Raw genomic sequence first — 24,014 nt, 5'->3', positions numbered from 1 at the left:
AAAGCTTCAACAAATTTGATCTCATAAACATGCTTTTTCGTTACATTATAGCATATATAGCCACCTTCAATCACTTCTAATCTTCCTAGCGATGGTATTTCTACCTAATCCGAGTAGATCAGCCGCCTGTTGTTTTTTATAATTTGTATGTTTTAAGGCTACTTCGATTAAGGTTTGTTCAACAATTTTTTGAGTTTTCCACAATAAATCTAAATTCTCGTCCGGTTTTTTTTGTTCTAGCTTACTCTTTGCCCATTTTTCTAGGTGTTCCACCCATGTTGGAAGTTTATCATCATCACTTTGCAAACGAGCTCTTTGGATCAACCTAGAAAGTTGTTCTAAGTCAAAGGGTTTCTCTAAATATTGAAAGGCCCCTTGTGAGGTTGCCTGAATAAGATTCTGTTGTTCGGCAAATGCGGTCATAATGACGACCTTAATTGTAGGCTTGTTTTCTTGAACCTGTTTTAATACTTGCCAACCATCTGCATCTGGCATTCTTATGTCACAAAATAATACATCGGGCGGTGTTTGTTCTTGTAATGCTTGATTAAATTTTTTATAAGATTCAAATGAATGCACTTGGTAACCATCTTTAGTAAGTTTTTTTATCATCACATAACGAATTGATTCGTCATCATCCAATATCCAGATGTTAGTATTCATTTATGACGCTATTGGAATAAATAGATGGAAGGTGGTGCCTTGCTTTCCAGTTTGGCATTTAATCAAACCACCATTTTGCGTCATTATTGATTGGGCAATATGCAACCCCATTCCAGTACCACTTGCGCTAACTGATCGTGCGCTGATCATAGGATAAAATAATTTTTCATAAATATCATTCGATATTCCATCACCGTTATCAGAAATTTGTAAATGATTTACTAGGTCATGCTGCTCACGTTCGATGGTAAATTGAAATTCCACTTTTGTAGTAAAAGTTATCTTAGCTTCTCTATTTTGAGGCATTGCCTCGATTGCGTTTTGGGTAATATTTATTATCACTTGAAATAATGAGTCTTGGTCTATTGCGCACAAAGGCAATGAAGGGTCAAAATCTTCTATAAAGTTAATTTTAATTTCCTGATATTGTAATCTCAATAAATGCTGGACTTCACGAATTGGTTGATGGATATTTGCTGGTTCTTGTAACATTCGCACTGGGGCGAGCATTCTGTTAATCAATTTTTGCAATCGTTTAGTTTCACGAATCATAATTTCAGTAAGTTCGTGATGCTCCCTAGATATCTCATCTGATAGTAATTGTGTTGCGCCAAGCAGTCCGCCAAGTGGATTTTTTATTTCATGCGCTAGACAATGTACTAATTGACGCAAATACTGATTATGTACGAACGCGGATTCTTCATGGACAATATGATTTATTCTTGAAACTGAAGTTAATTCGCAAAGAAGATACACTGTGCTAATAATCTGAAGCGGGGCAATGTACAAGTCAACAGTTTCACCATTTTCTAATTCTATCGCTCGAAATGAAAGTGGTTTTGCGTTAACGGAAACAACCTGCAATTGCTTTGCTACCTGTTCTAGTAGTTTCGGCTTTAATACCTGCAACAGATCTATTGAGACAATTTCTTGAAGGTCATGCCCCAGCATTGATTGACATGTTTGATTACACCAGACAATTGCATAATTTGTCTCACAGATAACAACCCCTACCTTGAGGTGATCAAGCAAAAAATAGGGGAGGTTATCGTTTTTTCCTTTATTTAAGAGCCTAGAGGCTATAGTATTGCTTAATTTCATACGGGCTAACCATCAAACGTAAGGCATCAACCTCTTTCTGTTTAAGCTCAATATAGCCATCTATCGTATCATCACTCATTACTCCACCTGCTTTCAAAAAATCACGGTCTTGGTCTAAAGCTAATAACGCATCTGCAAGGTCAGAAGCAATAGGTTTGAATTGTTTTTTTTGTTCGCGTGTCAACTCATATAGATCTAAATCCGTAGCAGGACCTGGGTCTATTTTATTTTTTATACCATCTAAACCAGCCATAAGCAATGCGGTAAAAGCTAAATAAGGATTTCCAGTTGAATCAGGGAATCGTATCTCAATTCTTGTCGCTTTAAGATTTGTAACCACCGGAATTCTAATAGAAGCCGATCGGTTATGAGCTGAGTATGCGCATAAAACTGGAGCTTCAAACCCCGGAACTAGCCTACGATAAGAATTTGTTGAAGCATTGGTGAATGCATTTACCGCTTTGATATGTTTAAATATCCCACCAATAAAATACAATGCTTCTTGTGACAAATTTTTAAATACATTCCCGAAAAAAATATTTTTATCGCCTTTTTGAAGAGAGATATGGACATGCATACCGGAGCCGTTATCACCTAAAAGAGGTTTTGGCATAAAGGTTGCGGTCTTGCCATGTTCATGCGCAACATTTTGAACAACATATTTAAATATTTGATTTTCATCTGCGCGCAAAACTAAAGTATTGAATTTTGTCCCGATCTCACACTGACCTGCAGTTGCCACTTCATGATGATGCACTTCAGCTTCTAGTCCAACTTGTTCCAAAATGTTACACATTTCTGATCTCATATCTTGAAATGAATCGACTGGTGGCACAGGGAAATACCCGCCCTTTACTAAGGGGCGATGGCCATGATTATTTCCATCTTCACCATCACTATTACTCATCCACTCAGCTTCTTGGCTTGTGATTTTATAATGAGCTAATCCCGGACCAATCTCCCAACGAACATCATCAAAAATAAAAAATTCTGCTTCTGGCCCTAAAAATGCGGTGTCTGCCACTCCACTTTCATTGAGATATTTTTCTGCTTTTTTTGCAATGGTGCGAGGATCCCGATGATACATTTCGTTAGTTCTTGGGTTTAATACATCACAACGCACTATCAAAGTGCTGTCTTGTCTAAATGGGTCGTTAAAAGTTTTAGCATTGAGATCAGGTAATAAAATCATGTCTGATTCATTGATATGAAGCCAACCAGCAATAGATGATCCATCAAAGGGCTTGCCTTTAGTAAACAATTCTTCTTCTACATGGTGGCTAGGAATCGTGACATGTTGCTCCTTACCGATAGTATCGGTAAAACGTAAATCCACAAATTTAACTTCGCCTGACTTGCATTTACTTAAAATTTCATTAATTTTCATTTTTATCTCCTTTAAATATTATGCACTATAATAGTGCGTTAAATTTATTTATGCACTATTATAGTGCATAAATAAAGAATTAGTTTGTTTTTTTAATTACAAACAACAGATCACCAGTGTTTATTTGTTGGCCATTTTGCTGGTTTACTCTAGTAACCTGATATTGTGCCGAAATATCATAGATAGGCTTGTCTTGAACTAAGTAGTCTTTTAATTTAAGTGGACTAAACACTTTCATAGCTTCAACTAAACAAATAGTTTGATTTGCATCAAAAATATCTCCCTCACTTAAGTATGGGGGATCAAGTGGGGAAGGAGAATTGTAAAAAATACCTGTACCTGGAGCAAGTACCTTTAATTCACCTGATTCAGGTATTTCAATTTGAGACATATCTAAGCGTAAACTTGCACTACCATCTTTACTCATGGCATCTGATAATTCATCGGTGTTAACTCGTTCAAGAAGTATGGGGAGATACCCAGTATCGTACACACCATCTTGAAATATCTTGTCTTGTAATATCTGGAGTAGTAGTGGAATATTAGTACTTACACCTTTGATAGAGACACTCTTAAGATAATTCACCATTCCTGAAATTGCACGACTACGATCTGATTCGTGGATAATAATTTGAGCAATGAGGCTATCATAGAATGGGGAAATTGATTTGCCACTTGAAATAGCACTGATAACATCTATTCTTGCATCTTTAGGAAATTCACAATGAGTCACTAACCCAGGATCGGCTCGAAAAACAAATCCTCCTGCAGCATTTTTAACAATTTTTTCAGCTGTGACTCTCACTTCAATCGAATACCCATTATTATCAACTGATATATCCTTGATTGATTCACCATTTGCAATCCTAAATTGTTGCGCAACTATGTCAACACCAGAAACTTTCTCAGTAACGGGATGCTCGACTTGAAGCCTTGTGTTCATCTCCATAAAATAAATGGCTTGGTTAGTTAAATCAAAAATAAACTCCACTGTACCAGCCCCAATATAATCAACTGCATGAGCAAGTTTAGTTGCGGACTCAACCACAATGACACGAAGTGATGCTGGAAGCATGGTAGAATCAGATTCTTCGATTACTTTTTGTTTATCCCTCTGAACACTGCAATCTCTAATGCCGACTATTTTACAATTTCCAAAGCAATCTCTTAATATCTGAGCTTCAATATGCCTAATAGATGTAACATATTTTTCAAGATACAATTCACCGTTACCAAAAGCACTTTTTGCTTCAAGTGAAACTTGCTGATACGTTGAAATAAAATCATCTGGTCGTTCTACGACTTTGATACCCTTCCCTCCACCACCATGAACTGCTTTTATTAAAACTGGGTAACCAATTTCCTGCGCAATAGTGTAGCCTTGATTTGCATCTTGTAATATGCCATGACTACCTGGTACTACTGGTACATCATTACTCATTGCAGTATGAACAGCATTTGATTTATTACCCATAGTCTCCATACTCGAAACTAAAGGTCCGATAAAATTAATGCCGTGAAGTCTGCATAATCTTGCAAAGTTTGGATTTTCAGATAAAAAACCTATGCCAGGGTGAAGTGCATCAGCCCCCTCTCTTTCTGCAACTCTAATAACACTTAACCCATTGAGGTAACTTTCATCTGAGGTATTTCCTCCAAGCGCAATTAGCGTATCACCATTGTTAGGTTGTAATTGTTCTGCAACGGAAGAATTCATATCTGGATCAGATTGCACTAATACAATTGGTATATGTAATTGTTGAGCTATTCTAATTAATTTACTTGCAGTACATCCTCTCGCGTGAATAAGTACTTTTTTGATTGGTTTATATAATATCTTCTCATTTAAAGATTCTCTATTTTCAGCAACCACAGACTCTTGAGTCGAGTAGTCACCTTTAAGTATTCTTGATATCACAGTAGCAACTGTTTCAGTAGGTAATGGAATGCTGGAATCTATCATTCTCAATTCTTCATCAATTGATGAGACAAACGGATGGCGGACTAAACCAGTCATTGCACCAGGGATTAAAGAAAGATAGTTTGAAAGCGTTGCCCGATAGGGTAGATACGAAGGTACAACAATTTGTCCAGCAAAAGGCATATTAGTTCCAGAAAAATAAAAATTAAACACCTTAGGATGAGTAACAAAACTCGCCTGTGCTCCACCAGTGCAATCGCCAAATCCAAATAGTATTACTGGAAGATCAAAATCTTCAATAAATCTATTGAGTTTATCGTTAACAACAGCCATTGAATAAAGCGCGCCAGCACCTTCTTTAGTCTGCATTCCGCCTGATGAAATAAAACCAACAATCGGTATTTCTTGATCGCTACATTCAGCGAGTAACTGACAAAACTTCTCCCCACTAGCCATGTCAAACGCACCTGCTTGAAAATCAGGGTTAGAAACTACCACACCTAATTTATATTTTTGCTTACCATCGTCGTAAATCCCAATCCCAGTCACCAAACCACAGGGAGTGGTATGATTTTGAATTGCTTTAGCTATTGCCGCTCTAAAGCCGGGAAATGAACAAGGGTCTCCACTTACTTGATCGGGCATGATTTCTTTAAAATCTACAAAGTAGGTTTTTATAATATCTCGTGCTGTGATAGGGCTAGATTTCTTAATTTTAGCCAATAAATCAGTAATAAGTAAATCTTGGTACGCTATAGTTAATCTATTCCAAAAGTCTTTTATCTTTCCTATTCGTTGAGGTTTAAATGTTCCATTAAAGGATATTCCTTTATGTTTACCCTCAAGCCAATTAGGTAGTAATCGCTCAAGAATGTCGGTGATTATCACAAACAAAGTTTCTGATATTCTCGGATGAAGCGTGCGCTTCCATTCCTGAGTCTGAGCTAAAAATCTTCTCCCAATCTTATGTGACAACCCCTTACAATAAATTCTAAAATTTTCCTTCGCCACGCCCTCTTCGGAAATTGAAGAGTGGTATTTTTTAAATGAAACCGCCCAACCTTTTTCAAACATCATTTCTAAAGTGGATTCTTGAATTAAATTTTTATGCAGCCCCGTTTCTGCAATTAAGCTAAGTTGACTAATCAAATAATCATAAAATGCATCAAAAAGCATGAGGTTGGTAGCTTCTCTCAACATTGGTTCTCGCAATTCCTCAATCCTAATGACATCGTACATTCTCTCAACATGTGCCAAGCGGTGAGCATGTTTGCTACTCCTAACTTTTAACCATGGGCTAATTTGCTCTAATAAAGAATCCTTATCATATCCGTGGATAAGTAAGTAATTGCATTCGGAGATAATTGTATCAATTAATAACACCCTGTCAGTTGAACTAACCAGCTGTTCCTTGTTATACAAAGCAATTCGTTTAATTTGAGACAATCCTTTTGGAGTAAATTGCGCTCCAATTACATCTAATGGCGCCTCACCCCGCAACATACTCTTAGCAAATGAAAAAGGATCGGCTAATTGATCAGCACTTATAAACTCTTTTATAAGAGTTGGGTCTATCACCCTTAGTAATAGCTCGTGCATAAGATCTCCACCAAGTCCCTTCCAAGACAAATAGAGTTCACTGGTATACACCTTAGGAATTATTTCTAATTCTCGCTCATACCTCTTTTGAGGATTTCCAAATAATAGAGTAGCTAATCTCCCTACCGCACTCGACCGAGATTCATAACTTTCTTTAAATCTCTTCCATGACTTAACAAAAGTAGTATTTTGATATATTATTTTGCCTGAGTTTTGTGCCCAACGAAAAAACTCACCCTCAACATCAATTTCATTGTCATGTTCTTGCAGGTTAGCTCGCTCAATATCACGCAATGCACCTAATTGGTTTTTGGGTATTGATATTAGTCGTTGCCTGAGACTTAGGTATCGTAAATGACGATACCCCATTCCAAAAATATTAGGAAATAAAGCGTCAGAAGATTGCATCAATGAACCTTCATTCGCCTTCATAAAAGTCTTTCTAAACTGCGTTGCAATTTCATTAGGATTACAATGTCGTTTAGCGACTAATAGATACTCATTAGGTAAATCATAATCGCGAAGTATTTGCGAAGCACATAGTTTCTTAAGATACGACAATGAGCTAATTATTGCAAGACTAATTTTTTGTATTTGTTGATCAGAATCTGATGGTGAGTAATCAATAATACCATCAATTATTCCCAATTCTTGCAACTCAAAAGAAGAGATTCCAACTATTTGAGCGCACTTTTGCCAAGATAATTTCAATCTCCTTGCAATACTTGACAGGCCCTTAGGTTGTATAGTGCTAAAAGCGGCATCTCGCAATGCTAAGTTAATATTGCATGCTGTGAAAGGAATTGCACCACCAGAATAACCCAGTCCATAAATAATACCAACTGTAGGAACTTCTAAACTAGTCATTGTCGCAATCAATCTTGATATACTATGAGCTTGATTATGGGTATTTGCCTGCTCATTTGCTTCGGCCCCAGGTGTGTCTACAAAAGTAACTATTGGAAGTCCTAAGTTCTTGAAATTATTAACTTGTTCATTAGCCAATAAATGGTGCTCAGGCATCCACGCACCATTCGCAACAGAACGATCCTGTGCAACCACACCAATATCAACAATATCCATTTCTACTTCAATTCTTAGTATTGCAGAATAAAAAGGACCACGGTGAATTTCGCTTCTAGTTGTACCTAATTTTTTAATAATTGAAACTGCAGAAGGCCTACTGCTTGATTCAAGAGAACCAAGTACTTTCTCAATATAGCTCTCAGAATCCATATTGCGTAACTCACGAACAATTTCAAGCACCGAAGAATACTTAACTAAACCTCTTACATGATTCTTATATGAATCTCGGGCTTTAGCACCAAAAAGATTAAAGTCCCTACTCAGCTCTTCGCTCTGATAACATAATTGGCTCTTAGACATATAAACTATTTTAGGATAAAAACAATAAAATCATCTACTTAATTCTTACGATGGGTAAATATCTCCTGTAGCAATTCATTGCGAAAACTAGTTACCTGCGTTAAAGGTGCCTTTCTGTATGCAGCAACTTCATCTTGGGTGTATAAATCCCATTGTTTAGGCAAGCTAGCCCCAGCGTACGAATAAAGCATCCAATTAATCACTTCTGCTAATTCTTGATCGGTTAAAGTCGCATTTGCAGATCCAGGAACTTGAATAAGATAGGCCCTACCTTTTGGAGAATTTAAAAAATACCCGACAAAGTTTTGTAATGGCGGCACACCCATAGCGCCTCTACCATCAGAAGTGTGGCATCCCTGGCATTGTAATTGGTAGTGGGATCTAGCCACCTCTTGACTTAGTGAAGATGCAACAGAGCTAACTGAAGGAAAGCATATTATTACAATACTAATTAAACAGTATGAAAATAAATTTAAACGCAAATGGTATTAATTGTTTTCAATTGCCAAACCAATAAGCACGGCAGTTGAACAATGATAAACCGTACTAGTAGAGCCCAAGCACCAATTATAATCATTGCTTTTATCAAATCTATAAATTGGCCTATCACCTTCATCCCGCTGACACAGACAGGTTGCGCATTGAGTTTTTCCGCAACAATCATTGTAGGAAATTATATAATTTCTACCATCGACAGGATTACGACAAGTACCTATCCATGTTATGGTAGACATTTCAGTGCCAGGTGGACATGAATTATAGGTACCACCACAGCATTGGCACAAAAACCCATCAATAGCACAGTAGCGCCAGTATTCACAAGTACTTGGATCGCCGACTTCTTGAGGTGCTTTGGGTTGCTCGGTTTCCGCATTAGCTCTATAAACCGGTAATAATGGGAGCATTGCCCCGCCGACTAAGGCAGTGCCAATTTTCTTAAACATACTTCGTCTTGAGCTTTTTTGCGCTACCGATCTTGATGACTTTTCAAATAATTTATCTAGTATTGACATGATATTCCATACATAAAGTTAATGATTTTTATCATTATTTATTATACCAGCCATAAGCGGCATTGTGAACTGGCTGGCTTGATGATCGTGACTCCATCTCGAAGTGATGGCTTTTCTTCTGGTGTAGAATCGCAACCCATCCTCTCCATACATGCCCAGCACTCCAAATATTGATTCTTTCCAACCCGCAAAGCTGTGAAATGGCATGGGGACAGGAATAGGAATATTTACCCCAACCATACCTACTTGAATAGCCTGGGTGAAGAGTCTAGCTTCAGCACCATCCTTAGTAAAAATTGACACTCCATTGGCGAATTGACATGCATTAATAAAGCTTATACCTTCAGCAACTGTTGATACTCGCACCACGCAAAGCACTGGCCCAAATATCTCTTCTTTATAAATCTTCATTTTTGAAGTTACATGATCAAACAAACTCCCACCTAAAAAGAAACCTTTATCAAAGACTTTTTTTCTTCCATCAACGACTAAGGTGGCACCTTCTTGCACACCAGAAGTTATATACCCAGAAACTTTATCTCTATGCTCCTTAGTAATAAGTGGTCCCATTTCTATGCCAGGTTTGCTCCCATCTCCAATGGTAAGCCCCTCACATTTACTTTTAAGTTTAGCTACAAGTTGATCGGCAATAGAATCCACGACGACTGCAACCGAGATAGCCATGCATCGTTCACCAGCTGAACCATAGGCAGCGCCAATTAATGCATTAGTTGCCTGATCAAGATCTGCGGATGGACAAACTAATAAATGATTTTTCGCACCACCAAGCGCCTGCACTCGTTTGCCTTTTGATGACGCAACCTCGTAAATATACTTAGCCACTGGTGTTGAGCCGACAAAACTCACCGCAGATATTTCAGGGTGCTGCAGAATATTTGTGACTATTTCTTTATCGCCTTGCAGTACTTGAAAAACACCATCAGGTAATCCTGCTTCAGTAAGCCATTGTGCTAATAACAGAGATGGGCTTGGGTCCTTTTCTGATGGTTTTAAAATAAAACAATTCCCACAAGCAAGCGCAATTGGCGCCATCCATAATGCAATCATGACTGGAAAATTGAAAGGGGTGATTCCAGCAACAATTCCTAAAGGTTGATGAATGCTCCACGCATCTATTTCTCTACCGATATTTTGATTATGATTACCGCGCAACAGATACGGAATACCACAAGCATACTCAACTACTTCAATCCCTCTGGTTATTTCACCTTTCGCATCATCTATAGTTTTTCCATGTTCTAGGGTAATCAGTTTTGCAAGCTCATCAATTCGCTCGTCTAATATAGATTTAAAAGTGAATAGCACTCTTGCTCTTGCAATCGGAGATAGTTCACTCCAACTCGTGTAAGCATTTTTTGCGTATTGCAATGCAGAATTTAAATCTTGAGGAGTTGCTTTTTGTACATGTTTAATTATCTCACCACTAGCAGGATTACATACTGGGAGTTGCCCTTCACTTGCCTCAGTTAGTCTTCCATTAATAAAATGACTAATAATCATTATGAAACCTTAGATACCTCAGTAATTGCTTCGCTGAGGCCTTCAATAATTTTAGTAATATCATCTTTAGATGCAATGAGCGGTGGGGAAAGCGCAATAGTATCACCGGTACAGCGAGTAAGTGTTCCATTCCAAAACGCATTTTCAAAAATTTGGTAGGCACGAGAATTTTTGCTACTTGGTAATGGAGAAAAATCAACTGCTCCCATTAGTCCAATAGTGCGCACATCTGTCACGCAACTATGTTTATTCAAGTCATGGAGCTTGCTTGCAAAGTGATCTTCAAGATCTATGGCTTTTTCAAATAGATTTTCATGTTGATAAATCTCTAATGAAGCCTGTGCGGCAGCGCAAGCAACTGGATGGCCTGAGTAGGTATACCCGTGAAAGAATTCAAAAATAGTTTCAGCTCGGGTGCTCAGTGTATCAAATATCTCTCTAGAAAAAAATACTGCACCCATAGGAATCACACCATTGGTAAGACCTTTTGCTGTGGTAATTATATCTGGCACTACAGAAAATCTATTACTAGCAAATGGTTTCCCCACTCTCCCAAAGCCAGTAATAACCTCATCAAAAATGAGCAGAATACCATGGTTCTTAGTTATTTCTCGAAGGCGTTCAAGGTAGCCTACTGGTGGCACAATAACTCCAGCAGAACCTGCAATAGGCTCAACAATAACGGCTCCAATATTATGTGCGCCATGCAGATTAATAACCTTCAATAATTCATCTGCGAGCTCTAATCCTCTATGTTTTCCCATTCCTTTAGAAAATTTATTTTCAGGAATATGGGTATGAGGAAGATGATCAACGGATGGGAGTAAGGGGGTGAAGGTTGACCGATTGTTTACTAATCCTCCGACCGATATTCCACCAAACCCAACACCATGATAGCCCTTTTCTCTACCCACAAACATGGTTTTGGTGCCCATGCCTTTGGCTTGCCAGTATGCTCTAGTTAATTTTAAAGCAGTGTCTACTGATTCAGAACCTGAATTTGTATAAAAAACATGCTTGAGTGGTTCTGGGGTAAGTTTAACTAATGAATCTGCCAAAGAAAAAGCAAGAGGGTGACTAACTTGAAAAGATAAAGCGAAATCTAAATCATTAAGTTGTGTTTCTACTGCAACACTAATTTCTTTTCTAGAATGGCCAGCATTACAACACCATAAGCCTGCAGTGCCGTCAATAATTTTTCTCCCATGAATATCTTCATAATACATACCTTTAGCTTTATGTAACAATCGTGGAGTATGGCGAAACTGTCTATTGGCAGTAAACGGCATAAAGTACGAATTTGAGAGTGAAGGACTAGGATACTGTTTCATAAATAAATTCTTTCTATACTATTTATTTTATTTTACTATAAGCCTTGATTTCAAATAAATGTATATAGCTAGAGGTGTATATTGCACATTAGCAATATTTATCTTTAATTCGCATACCCATCATTACCAGTGATGTCAACGGCCCTCTAATGAAATCAAAGGGTGGAAATTTCATATGCCAAACTGAATTAAACAAATCAAAATCAGCGCTCTCCCCAACAATTTTATCTGCAATTAGTTTTCCAGCCAGATGGGTATTATTTAATCCATGCCCACTGTAACCAAAGGCATAATAAACCTGCGGGTTAAACCTACCTATTTGTGGGACACGATTAAAACCGATAGATATTCTACCCCCCCATTGAAATTCTACTGGATAATTAGTCAGAAGAGGAAAGGTCTGTTCCATGCGAGGCCTAAGATACTTTTCAATGTTTCTAGTTTCTATTCCTGAATAGTTACATCTACCACCATAGAGTAAGCGATTATCTTTACTTAAGCGAAAATAATCTAGTACAGTATTTAAATCACAAAACGCATAGTTTTTCCGTATGGTGTTTTTAATCAGCGAGCTATCTAGTGCTTTAGTTGCAACAATATAACTTCCTGCTGAAATCGCCCTGCTGTCAAGAGAAAGATTTAATTTGTTAATATATGCATTACAGCAATACACTACTATATCGCAGAGAAGTTGCCCTTTACTTGTTATTAATAAAAATTGTGAGTTTGATTTCTTTATCTTGATCACCTCTGAATTTTGATAAATAGCTGCCCCGAGTGATTGTGCAATAATAGCTTCTCCAGTGGTCAGTTTAAATGGGTGAAGATGACCACCTTGTGAATCCACTAACCCACCACAGTACATATCCGATGCAATGACTTCATTAAATAGCCGATCTTTTTCATAAAGAGTAAAATCCTTTTGTTCACTAAGATTGTTTTCATATTCAGCACGACACCAATCCCATTGTTTTTGATTAGTTGCGAGTGAACAATAGCCAGCTTCAAAATCACAATCAATATTGTATTGTTTGATTCTATCTTTAACTAGCCCCACGGATGCTATGCCTAATTCTTTAAATCTTTTTACCGCCTGTGCGCCTAAGCTATTTTTGAATTTATCTGGATTAAAACTATAACCACGAATAAGTTGACCGCCATTCCTACCGCTCGCACCCCAACCAATATGACGAGATTCTAAAACCGCAACATTAATGCCTCGCCCGCGCAATTCAATTGCAGTGTTAATTCCGCTTAATCCACCACCAATAATACCAACGGTAGCAACTTCTTTAGTAGTTAGTTGAGAAAACTCTGCTTTTTGGTGCTGAAAATAATAATTGTTTTGATGTGCATGCATTTCAATGACTATTCAAGCCCGCCCACGCAGACATACTTATACTCTAAATAATCCTCGATTCCATGTTTAGATCCTTCGCGACCAATTCCAGATTGCTTAAATCCTCCAAATGGAGCAACAACTGTAGAAATAAGCCCTTCATTAATCCCAACCAAGCCAAAATCTAACGCTTCACTTACCCGCCATTGTCGTTGGTAATTTTCAGTATAAAAATAGGACGCCAAGCCATATATGGTGTCATTTGCCCAATCAATTACCTGTCGTTCTGATTCAAATGGAATGAAGGCAAGTATTGGCCCAAACTGTTCACTGCATGATAGATCCATATCTACATTGACATCGCTTATTACCGTAGGAATATAAAAATTTTGACCTATTGGAGACAATTTTCCACCTAACAATACCTTTGCGCCTTGTGCGATAGCTTTTTTAACTAAAGCATCAACACTATCTACGGCATCTTTGGATATTAATGGACCAATATCTACCCCATCGGTCATCCCATCACCTAGATTAAGCTTTTTAACTTCCTCTACTATTCTGTTAGTAAATTCTTTATAAATATCTTTATGGACAAAAATTCTATTTGCACAAACACAGGTTTGGCCAGCATTTCTAAATTTTGCAATCATGAGACCTTTAACTGCTTTTTCAATATCTGCATCTTCAAATACAATAAATGGAGCATTGCCACCCAATTCCATGGAAACTTTTTTAACAGTAGATACCGTTTGGCTCATAAGCAGCTTGCCTATTTGGGTTGAGCCTGTAAATGTAAATTTTCTAATCAGAGGGTGTGTGGTTAGTAGTTTTCCCGCCATTTGTGAGTTGCTACAGGTAACAACATTAAACACTCCTTTAGGAATTCCCGCTTGAGCGGATAACTCAGCGAGGGCTAATGCAGATAATGGGGTAAGGCTTGCGGGCTTGATCACTATTGTACAGCCAGCCGCTAATGCAGGTGCAGCCTTTCTAGTTATCATTGCATTTGGGAAATTCCAAGGTGTAATCGCTCCAACCACCCCAATACCTTGTCTTAAAGTTAGCAACCGTCGATCATTTGAAGGTGGTGAAATTATTTCCCCATAAATTCTACGCGCCTCTTCACTAAACCATTCTATAAATGAAGCTCCATAGATAATTTCTCCGCGCGACTCTTTGAAAGGCTTGCCTTGTTCCATGGTCATAATTGTTGCAAGTGCATCTTGATTTTCAATGATTAAGTTATACCAAACTCTAAGTAATTTAGCGCGGTCCTGAGCTGTCTTACTTCGCCAAGCTGATAAAGCCGCATGAGCGTGAATGATTGCGTTTTCAACTAATGATTCATCTGCATCATCAACACGAGCAACTTCTGATTGGTTTGATGGGTTATATACCGTAAAAGTATTTTTTCGACTAGCTACCCATTCTCCATTAATATAAGAAGTGGTTTTTATCAATGCTTTAATATTATTATTCATTAGAATATTTTAATTTAAATTAATCTAAAACGCACTGATACCAGTAATAGCTTGTCCGAGAATTAATGAATGAATAGAATCTGTGCCTTCGTAGGTGTAGATACTTTCAACATTTGCCATATGTCTTATAATTTCATAATCTAACAAGATGCCATTTGCGCCTAATAAATCGCGACAATCTGCAATGACTTGTCTCGCCATTCTACAACTTGATCTCTTGCACATTGATATTAAAGGTGTCAATTCTCGTATGTCAGTCACGGTTAGATCATTACCTCGATTTTTTTTATATTTTTCTATGGTAAGAGCCATCTGATTGACAAGAAGTAATGTTTGGGTTATTGAGGTAAAACCTGAAGCCAATTTCTCTTGTACTAATTGTTTGCCAGCTAAAGAGCTTCCAAATTGCCGTCTCTGTTTAACATATTCAAGTGCCAGATCAAAACAATGTCTTGCTGATCCAATCATACCCCAAGCTATTCCAGAGCGCGCCATAGAAAGACAGGATAATGGTGCAGCTATCCCAATAGCTGTCCCAGGCAACAACCTATCTCCAGGAATGAGGCAGGAATTTAATAATATCTCTGCGCTTTCTGATATGCGTAACGATCCTTTTTGATGAACGCCGCGAGGTTCGAAACCTCTGTCACCTTTTTCTAAAACAAACCCTCTAATTCCTTCATCGGTCTTGGCAAATATAACAGCAAGGTCTGCTATTGTAGATGAAGTTGCCCATCGTTTATGACCTTGTAAAAGATAGTCCATTGATTGTTTTGTTGCGGTGGTTTTGATTGTTGAAGGATCCGACCCAGCATCTGGCTCAGTAAGTGAAAAACTTCCAATTAATTCACCAGTAGCCATTCTCGGTAGATATTTTTTTTTCTGCTCCTCTGAACCAAATCTATATATGGCTTGCATAGCAAGTGAACAATGCACTGAAACAAAACTCCTCAACCCTGAATCCCCTCGCTCTAGCTCTTGACATAGTAGCGCGTACATACGAAATGGTTGAAGATTACCCCCATATTCCTGAGCAAGAGTTAATGACAACCATCCTTTAGCTGCAATAGTTTGCATCCATTGACGGGGCAGTTCCCCTTTTTCCCAAGCCGCGGTAGCATTTGGTCGAACTATCTCATCAACCCACTTTCTAACTGAGTTGCGAAGGTTAATCTCATCTTCGCTAAGATTAAGTGCGTCAGTTTCTACTTGTTTGACTAAAAACTGGAAATTGTTTGAGATACTCACTTTTATAGTAAGCCATGTTTTCTGCAATGTTTTTCAGTGTCATCCAACGCTGCTCTTGCTCTTGCAACTAGCATGTCTATCTCTTTTGTTGTGATTATTAAGGGAGGTGCTACAATCATTGCGCCACCACAGGCTCTCATAACAAGCCCATGTTCAAGCGATTTTGATCTACAGAGAATGCCTGTTTTTGATTTATCTCCGATTCTATTCATGGTTTTTTTATCTGCTACTAGCTCAATAGCCGCAACCATACCACAAACCCTACTTTCGCCTACGATTGGATGAGTTTCTAAAGTTTTCCATTTTTTAGCAAAGTACGGCGCAATAGTATCTCGGACTTTCTCAACAATTTTTTTACGCATCATTTCCTTAACATTAGCTACACCTACTGCACAAGCAACCGGATGTCCTGAATAAGTAAACCCGTGATTAAAATCACCGCCATGCTTTAATGATTCACTTACTTTTTCACCGACCAGAACTCCACCAAGCGGGATATATCCTGAAGTAACTGCCTTTGCAAAAATCATTAAATCTGGAGATAATTTGAAATAATGTGAACCAAACCAATGGCCCAGCCTTCCGAATCCACAAATAACTTCATCTGCTACAAACAAAATATCATGTTTAGACAACACTTCTTTCACTTGTGGCCAATAGGATTCAGGAGGGATAATTACCCCACCTGCGCCTTGAATTGGTTCTGCAAAAAAAGCAGCAATATTTTCTGCTCCTAGCTCATGTATTTTTCTTTCCAAATCTCCTGCTACTTTTATACCAAAATCTTTTTGTGACCATTCTCTGCCTTCTTCAAACCAATATGGTTGTGAAACTCTATGAATATATGGAAGAACTTCCATTTGCTCATGCATCCATGTCATTCCGCCAAGGCTTGCTCCAACTAACGTAGAGCCATGATACGCATTATTCCTCGCTATAATTAATCGTTTTTTGGGTTGCTTTCGTACTTGAAAATGTCTCCAGATAAGTTTTAAAGCTGTATCATTGGCCTCGCTCCCTGACGAAGTGTAAAACACTTGTTTCATTGTTTTTGGGGCTAAAGAAATAATTAATTCAGAAAGCTCAATTGCAGGCTCAGTAGTACATTGAAAAAAATGATTGTAATACGCTATTTTTTTTAATTGTTTTGTTGCGGCATTTATCAATGTTTTATTGCCATAGCCTAGGTTTGCACACCATAAACCAGACATCGCATCAAGTAATTTATTACCTGACGCATCTTTAATATAAATACCATTTGCACTTGTAATAATTCTTGTGCCTTGCTGTGCAAGTTCATAATTATCAGTAAAGGGATGTAAATGAAATAACCCGTCACTGTTGATTTTTTTTTGATTTTGTTTATTTTGTTTTGGATTATTTTTTTTCATGACATTCCTTACCTTAGTTGAGTTTCACTTTATTTAAAATTATATACAAAATGCATTGCTATTGTATTGCTCGCTATAGTTTGCTTAAAATCGAATTTTACTTGATTAGAAACCCTATATGAGCTAAAGGATGGATAATTATAATTTGTTAGCTCAACTCTACTAAAAACATCTGGAGTTAAAGCAAACTCAATCCCAACTGATGTTGTCCAACCGCGAACAATTTCTTGTTTTTCAACAATTGATTCTATATTGGAACCAGTAATAAATACTGTTGTTACATTTGCACGAGCACTTACATTCCAATTAGAAGATGAGTAACCAATAGTAGCAAAATACAGCACATCTTCATCTATATATCCCAATCTACACTTAAGGTCAAATCCATTATTATAAGTAACCCAGCCTTGTGGTCTTACATTAGTTTGACTCTGATCTGAGTAACTCTGGGCACTACGAGAATTTTTTTGATCTGCAACATTAGGATTGGCATTGTCTGTATCAGTCGCAATCCATAAATTCTTATCAAATGGGATTTGCTTTTGATCACCTACACGATAAGACAATACTGTCTCTATTCCAACAAGAAAATTACTATCTACATAGTTTCTGCCCAGTACTATTCCAACAACTGGTTTATTTGAATTTACAGAATTACTATAGACATTGTTATAACGATTGGCTTGGATTTGTGTAACTCCAGCATTTTGTAAGTTATCTACATTAAATGAATATTTGGTTTTATCATAAAGTATAGCCCCACCAAAATACACACCTTCCCAGTTGGTAGCCAAGGCATTGCCCTTCCTTCCTAAAATTGTATCAATAAACAAAAATTCATCATCATCTTCGCTAGCCGCCATCCCCAATAAGGGCACTAGTAACCCAACAAGCAACAACAAGATAGCATGGATATTCAAATACTTTTTATTTCTACTATACACTTTCATACTTTAATTTTTACATTTTAATTCATTTATTCATGCGAAGAGGTTACATTGTACCTTTAGTCATACTAATACTAATTGACAAAATCAATGTTTGCTTTTTTAAGCTTAGCTACAGAATTTAATAATTGTTCATTTTTTGCAAAAGGGCCTGCGAGTACTAAATAACGAATTTGTTGATTTGCTTTTATTACTGAAATAGTTACTGGAATATTGAGTAGGATTAACTGTGCTTTGATTTTTTCAGCATTTTCTTTATTAGAAAAATAACCTACTTGAATATGTTTAATTTTTAATGGTGTCTGTTTTTTTTGGCTTTCGATATCTTTTTTACTGTCAACTGGTGATACCTTATCCTTTATGCGGAGCTGTTCTCTGAAAGATAAAGTAATTGGTGGATCGATATTTAGCTCTTCTGACTGGGGAGGAATTGCGCTCACAGCGGCCATCTCCTTCACTTGATTTGTGGTTAATTCAGGATCAGGCCTTTTGATTAAATGAACAGTTAACCAAATTAACGCAACTAAAACTATACCAGCACTAAAGCCAAATAGAAATGGTTTTATTGCTTGATTAGGTTGAGATTGCATTATTAAACTTTAAAAAGATTACCTATTTTAACATGGCTACTATTTTTCATCTCTATCTAGCTTATCCATAGTCTGGATTGCATATAATGATAAACCATTATGTAACACTTGTTTAATTGCATGAATAAGTGTAAGTCGTATAGTTCTTATTTTTTCTTCGTCAACTAGAATTGTAATTTCATGATAAAAAAGATGAAACTGAGTGGCTAAATCTCGCAAATAAATTAATGGTTTATGAGGACTATAGGTTGAAGCACTTTCATGCACAACAAAGGGGTACCGTATTAAAGTTTGAAGCAACTGTATTTCACAGTTGCTAGTTACATGTAGCAAATCTAAAGGGTTTAATTTGTAATCTGTTGCGATATTTGGATAACGAACTTTAGCTTCATGTAACAAACTCACACATCTAGCATGGGCATACTGTAAATAATAATATGGATTATTGTTGTTTTGCTCAAGGGCACTTTGCAGATCAAATTCTATGTGTTGAGAAGTGCTTCTTTGTAAATAATAAATCTTAACAACTCCAGCTCCAATTGAAGAGACTAATTGATTAATGTTAATCGCAGTACCTTCACGAGTTGACATTGAACTAATAACTCCCAAACTATTTTTTAAAGTAACAAACTGAACTAATAGTATCTCTAATGGTATTTTAGAATTAGTTAAAGCTTGTAAAGCATTAGTCAGTCTGGGAACATAGCCATGATGATCCGCTCCCCATATATTTATCAAACCTTCATACCCACGATTTAATTTTAAAATATGGTAATAGAGATCGTATGCAAAATAAGTTGGCACTCCACTTGCACGAATTAAAACCCTATCTGATTCTTCTCCATATTGGGTTGCCTTAAACCATGTCGTGCCTTCTTCATCTTTATAAATCATTGGATTATTTAATTGATGAAAATAATCACCCAGTTCTTGATTGGTTGCCAGAGCGCTCTCATATACATACGAATCCATTTGGATATCAAATGTCGCCAATTCATTTCTAATGCACGCTAAGTTATTTTCTACAATCCAATCTATAAGTTTTCTCCATTCTTTTCTTGAGCATTGGGCTTTACATTTCGTAATCGCGGAATCAATTAATTCATCTTGAGCCGCACTGGAATTGGGTAACATATCAATAGTAAACCTAGACACTAAAGATGCTATTTCAATATTTTTTGTGGTTTGCAGAAGATCAAGGTTGGTGTAGCAACCTTGAAGTAGAGGTATATTTTTGCTACTCAAGATAACAGATAACGCAAGCACATCAAGCTGCCTTCCATTATCATTTACATAGTATTCTTGATCAACATCCCAGCCTGCAACTTTTAGAATTCTAGCTAAAGCCATCCCGACAATAGCACCTCTTGCCCTGCCGACATGTAAAGGACCAGTTGGATTGGCGGAAACATACTCAAGTAATATTTTTTTATTTTTCTTAGCTAAATACCCGTAGTTATTTTTTAATGTATTAATTTCATTGACGCAATCTGTTTTTATGGCTAACGCGATATCGATATTAATATAACCAGGATTAACTACTTTGGATGTATACACTTCACTTTCCGGCATTGCCGTGACTATCGCATGGGCAAAATCTAGAGGACTCTTATAAACCTTAAGGGCATATTTACCATAGAGCTGGAGGGCGATTGAGGAACTAATATCTCCGCGCTCATAGGAGTCATTAATAGTTATTGTTTTTAAAATTGCAACTAGATCAGCTTTGTACCCAGCTAATTGCAATGTATTAATTGCTTGAGCTACTGCGTTTGCTACAGACTCACGAAGTTCTATTATTGATATCATTCTTACTCTAAGCTAATTGGTTCTACATCTAAAACCCAATGTACATCTGTTAATTGCATAGATTTTAACACTGAAATAGTAGTATCTATCCAATTATCATGCTCAGCTTTATCTTTTGATTTTATCATAATGTTGTATCTTAACTTTCCAGCAATACGAGAAATAGGGGCTTCAATAGGGCCAAAAACATTAAAAGATGCTAATTGGTTAATTGAAAAACGGATTTGCTCAATTTGTTTAAGCGCTTTAGATGTTGGGTTTGCTTTTATTTTAATTAGGGAAATATAAGTAAATGGAGGTAGCTGTAATAATCTTCTACTTTCTAACTCATGCGAAACAAATGTATTATACCCTCCATTTTGAAGCATTAGAAACAAGGGATGATTTGGTAAAAAGGTAGGAATAAATATTTTAGATCTCGTGTCTAATTCTACATGTCTAGTAGACCTACCACCTAGCTGAACAATTGACATAGCTAATATTTCTAAAGCTCTTACATCATAGGCAGCCAATAATTGATCGGCGTGTATATATACACAAGTGGTAACATTACGATAATTATGACCTTTAATAGTCATTTTTGTTCCAATAATGATAGGAGCTTTTGTGGCGGTGAATAATTCGTTTTTGTTAACATGATCCCGATCAATTTGTACTATTGCACTATCTCCAAATATTTCTGCTAGTTGTAATCGAAACATATCTACTCCTGAACCAAAAGGCACAAGAGAGGGTTTACTACAATAGTGACAAACTGACGGAATAGGAATAGAGTAACTACATACATGACAAATTAAAACAGAACTTTTCTGATGCATTACCATTGCATAATCACAATTGATACAAGTTATTGATTTTTTGCATTCCAAACACCATAATCTTCTAGCGTATCCTCTTTGATTTACATAAATTAAAACTTGTTGATTCAAGGATAATGCATTTTTAATTTGCAACAAACAAAAAGGGTCTAACCTGTCCTGGTATTGATTATTTATTAAAACAGGGACATACTCAGGTTCAGGTGCTAGATTAATTCTTGTATTTAGACTTATGGGTTTTTGTTTATTCTTAATTAATGAATAACACAATTCAATAGAAGGAGTTGCGCTTCCATACACAATTGGAATAGAACATATAGTACTAATAAAGGAGGCTATTGTAGAGGTTTTACAATAAATACCAAACTCTTCTTTATATGAATCATCCTGTTCCTCATCAATACAAATTAACCCAATATTTGTAAATGGCAACCAAATAGCTGATCTTGTACCAATTAATACCATTGGCTCACCAGACTTAGCTAAAGAAAATATTTTTTTCTTTTCACTCAACTTCATTGAACCATAATACTTATAAATATTGCTTTTATAAAACAAAGATATTTCAGTTACTATTGTTTCAATTAAATTTATTTCAGGGACTAATAATAATACTTGTTTGTTTTGCTTTAATAGATAGAGTGCTAACGCTAGATACAATCTAGTTTTACCAGAACCAGTCACACCCTGTAAAAATACTTGTTTGTTAGTTTTTATAGTATCAATTAATTCTAAAAGTATTTTATCTTGATACTGATTTAATATAATTTCATTACAAGTAATACTGGTATTTGTTAATTGATGTTCCTTTAATGGTTTTGCATTAATTGATAAAAGAAAAGAAGGTACAATTATGAAAAGAGCTTTTGCAATAGATACTCGATAATATTGAGATATTTTTCCAGCTAATATAAATTGATACTGAGGTATTATTGGTTGGTCATCTATTACCTGAATAACACTTTTTAATTCATTGATACTTACAGAACTATTAATGGGTGTTTCAAATACAATACCGAGTTCCAGTTGATTTTTATCACCAAAAGGGACAAGTACCCTACATCCAATAGTACAAGGTTGTTCAGATAAATAATCGTATAATGTATCGTATTTAGCTAATGCAACTCTAATAATCATATTCTTTATGCTTAAACCTATTAATCATTCATTTTATCCAAAAGTGCTGCTATTACTTGTAAACACTGGTTCACCATCTTCACCGACAAAAAAAGCAATAAAAGATTTTTTATTACCCTTTCTAAGTGATAGAAGAGTAATACAATTACACCCATTACTTTGGCAAATCATACTAAGATTATTTATTCTTCCTAGAAGACCAAGTAGATTAGTTGATCTATATAAATCAATCTGGCTATCAAATAATTACCATGATAGAAATAGCTCTCCCTTACTGTATTATACGGAATCAGTAGCAAAAACAATATCAATAAAATACGATGATAGAGTTATAACTAAGGCTTGCTTTTTATACTCCAAACCCACATTACAAGAAGTAATTGCAAAAGCTTATAAAGAATATTTACCTCGTTCAATAATTGTTTTACCACTTTTCCCACAACTATCTGCAGTTACCCATGGAGCAGTTGCTGATTCCTTAAGTAAATCAATAAATAAATTACAAATAATACCAACAACTACTATTATCAACGGATATTATGATAACCAACACTATTTAAAAGCTATATCTAATACAATAAATAATTATTGGAAACTACACAGCAAACCTGAACATTTAATATTCAGTTGGCATGGCATACCATTAAAATATTTTGAAAAGGGCGATGCCTATTATTGTTTTTGTGTCAAAACCACAAGAGAAATTGCAAAATTACTATCACTTGATGAGTCAGAATATAGTTATAGTTTTCAATCTAGATTTGGACTTCAAAAATGGCTACAACCATATACTATAGAAAATCTATCATCACAAAGTAAAAAACATAAGTCTATAGATATTATTTCACCAGGATTTGCCACTGATTGCCTTGAAACTATGTACGAACTTGTTAAAGAAGTGCCAAAAGAAGCACTTAGGAATAGCGATGTTCAATATAGATACATTCCATGTTTAAACACTTCAAAGGAAGGGATTGACTGTTACAGTAAAATTCTTGAACCTTACGTATCTACTTTTTTAAAGAATAACGACGCTTAAATTTATCAACCTGACCTGCAGTGTCAATTAATTTTTGCTGACCTGTATAAAAAGGGTGACACTTAGAACATATTTCAATATGTAAACTTTTATTACCAACTGTAGATTTTGTTATAAATTGATTACCACAGCTACAGTTAACTGTAACTTCATTATAATTTGCAGCATGTATTTCTGATTTCATAAGTAGTATTTTAATATATTATTGATTAAATTATCTGACAGGTAGAAGTTATTGTGCCGCATCCGATGGGATTGCTGGTTGTGCTGCATCCGATGGGATTGCTGGT

The 24,014-nt window shown here is 36.3% G+C and carries 18 protein-coding genes; 1 reads left to right on the top strand and 17 read right to left on the bottom strand.

The window, feature by feature from the left end; translation table 11 throughout:
- Positions 1-66: 66 nt before the first annotated feature.
- From QM538_07470 to priA, 16 genes are all read right to left on the bottom strand, one after another.
- A complete protein-coding gene (locus tag QM538_07470; protein ID MDI9348325.1) occupies positions 67-663 on the bottom strand; it encodes a response regulator in 597 nt (198 codons plus the stop codon).
- Positions 664-1,764, bottom strand: coding sequence for an ATP-binding protein (locus tag QM538_07465; GenBank protein MDI9348324.1), 1,101 nt, complete (start codon positions 1,762-1,764; stop codon positions 664-666).
- On the bottom strand, positions 1,736-3,151 hold the full coding sequence (gene glnA / locus QM538_07460) for a type I glutamate--ammonia ligase (protein ID MDI9348323.1): 1,416 nt from the start codon (positions 3,149-3,151) through the stop codon (positions 1,736-1,738). Before glnA ends, QM538_07465 begins: the two co-directional genes overlap by 29 nt.
- A 79-nt stretch (positions 3,152-3,230) precedes the next feature.
- Positions 3,231-8,057, bottom strand: a complete 4,827-nt coding sequence (locus QM538_07455) for a biotin carboxylase N-terminal domain-containing protein (GenBank protein MDI9348322.1) — start codon at positions 8,055-8,057, stop codon at positions 3,231-3,233.
- Between the two features lie 38 nt (positions 8,058-8,095).
- On the bottom strand, positions 8,096-8,539 hold the full coding sequence (locus QM538_07450; protein MDI9348321.1) for a hypothetical protein: 444 nt from the start codon (positions 8,537-8,539) through the stop codon (positions 8,096-8,098).
- Between the two features lie 6 nt (positions 8,540-8,545).
- Positions 8,546-9,070 (bottom strand): methylamine dehydrogenase light chain, encoded by a 525-nt coding sequence (locus QM538_07445; GenBank protein MDI9348320.1) that lies wholly within the window; start codon positions 9,068-9,070, stop codon positions 8,546-8,548.
- An 18-nt stretch (positions 9,071-9,088) separates the two neighbouring features.
- Positions 9,089-10,591: a CoA-acylating methylmalonate-semialdehyde dehydrogenase gene (locus QM538_07440; GenBank protein MDI9348319.1), complete on the bottom strand. Its 1,503-nt coding sequence runs from the start codon at positions 10,589-10,591 to the stop codon at positions 9,089-9,091.
- The gene (locus QM538_07435; protein MDI9348318.1) at positions 10,591-11,922 is read right to left on the bottom strand and encodes an aspartate aminotransferase family protein; all 1,332 of its coding nucleotides are present in this window, start codon (positions 11,920-11,922) and stop codon (positions 10,591-10,593) included. Before QM538_07435 ends, QM538_07440 begins: the two co-directional genes overlap by 1 nt.
- 88 nt (positions 11,923-12,010) lie before the next feature.
- The gene (locus QM538_07430) at positions 12,011-13,282 is read right to left on the bottom strand and encodes an FAD-binding oxidoreductase (GenBank protein ID MDI9348317.1); all 1,272 of its coding nucleotides are present in this window, start codon (positions 13,280-13,282) and stop codon (positions 12,011-12,013) included.
- Positions 13,283-13,290: 8 nt separating this feature from the next.
- Positions 13,291-14,745, bottom strand: coding sequence for an NAD-dependent succinate-semialdehyde dehydrogenase (locus QM538_07425; GenBank protein MDI9348316.1), 1,455 nt, complete (start codon positions 14,743-14,745; stop codon positions 13,291-13,293).
- Between the two features lie 24 nt (positions 14,746-14,769).
- Positions 14,770-15,993, bottom strand: a complete 1,224-nt coding sequence (locus tag QM538_07420; protein MDI9348315.1) for an acyl-CoA dehydrogenase family protein — start codon at positions 15,991-15,993, stop codon at positions 14,770-14,772.
- Between the two features lie 2 nt (positions 15,994-15,995).
- On the bottom strand, positions 15,996-17,384 hold the full coding sequence (locus QM538_07415) for an aminotransferase (GenBank protein ID MDI9348314.1): 1,389 nt from the start codon (positions 17,382-17,384) through the stop codon (positions 15,996-15,998).
- A 29-nt stretch (positions 17,385-17,413) separates the two neighbouring features.
- Positions 17,414-18,334, bottom strand: a complete 921-nt coding sequence (locus QM538_07410; GenBank protein ID MDI9348313.1) for a hypothetical protein — start codon at positions 18,332-18,334, stop codon at positions 17,414-17,416.
- A gap of 71 nt (positions 18,335-18,405) precedes the next feature.
- On the bottom strand, positions 18,406-18,921 hold the full coding sequence (locus QM538_07405; GenBank protein ID MDI9348312.1) for an SPOR domain-containing protein: 516 nt from the start codon (positions 18,919-18,921) through the stop codon (positions 18,406-18,408).
- Positions 18,922-18,960: 39 nt separating this feature from the next.
- Positions 18,961-20,730, bottom strand: a complete 1,770-nt coding sequence (argS, locus tag QM538_07400) for an arginine--tRNA ligase (GenBank protein ID MDI9348311.1) — start codon at positions 20,728-20,730, stop codon at positions 18,961-18,963.
- Positions 20,731-20,732: 2 nt separating this feature from the next.
- Positions 20,733-22,685, bottom strand: a complete 1,953-nt coding sequence (priA, locus tag QM538_07395) for a primosomal protein N' (GenBank protein MDI9348310.1) — start codon at positions 22,683-22,685, stop codon at positions 20,733-20,735.
- Between the two features lie 7 nt (positions 22,686-22,692).
- On the opposite strand from priA, the gene hemH reads away from it, so the two are divergent.
- Complete coding sequence (hemH, locus tag QM538_07390) at positions 22,693-23,724, top strand: ferrochelatase (GenBank protein MDI9348309.1); 1,032 nt, start codon at positions 22,693-22,695, stop codon at positions 23,722-23,724.
- Here hemH and rpmE read toward each other — a convergent pair.
- Positions 23,696-23,908, bottom strand: a complete 213-nt coding sequence (gene rpmE / locus QM538_07385) for a 50S ribosomal protein L31 (GenBank protein ID MDI9348308.1) — start codon at positions 23,906-23,908, stop codon at positions 23,696-23,698. The two genes, hemH and rpmE, sit on opposite strands and share 29 nt — an antisense overlap.
- Positions 23,909-24,014: the final 106 nt, after the last annotated feature.

The sequence above is a fragment of the Candidatus Methylacidiphilales bacterium genome, from assembly GCA_030054035.1.
Lineage (GTDB): Bacteria > Pseudomonadota > Gammaproteobacteria > JASGCS01 > JASGCS01 > JASGCS01.
This window is presented reverse-complemented; position numbering and strand designations above follow the sequence as displayed.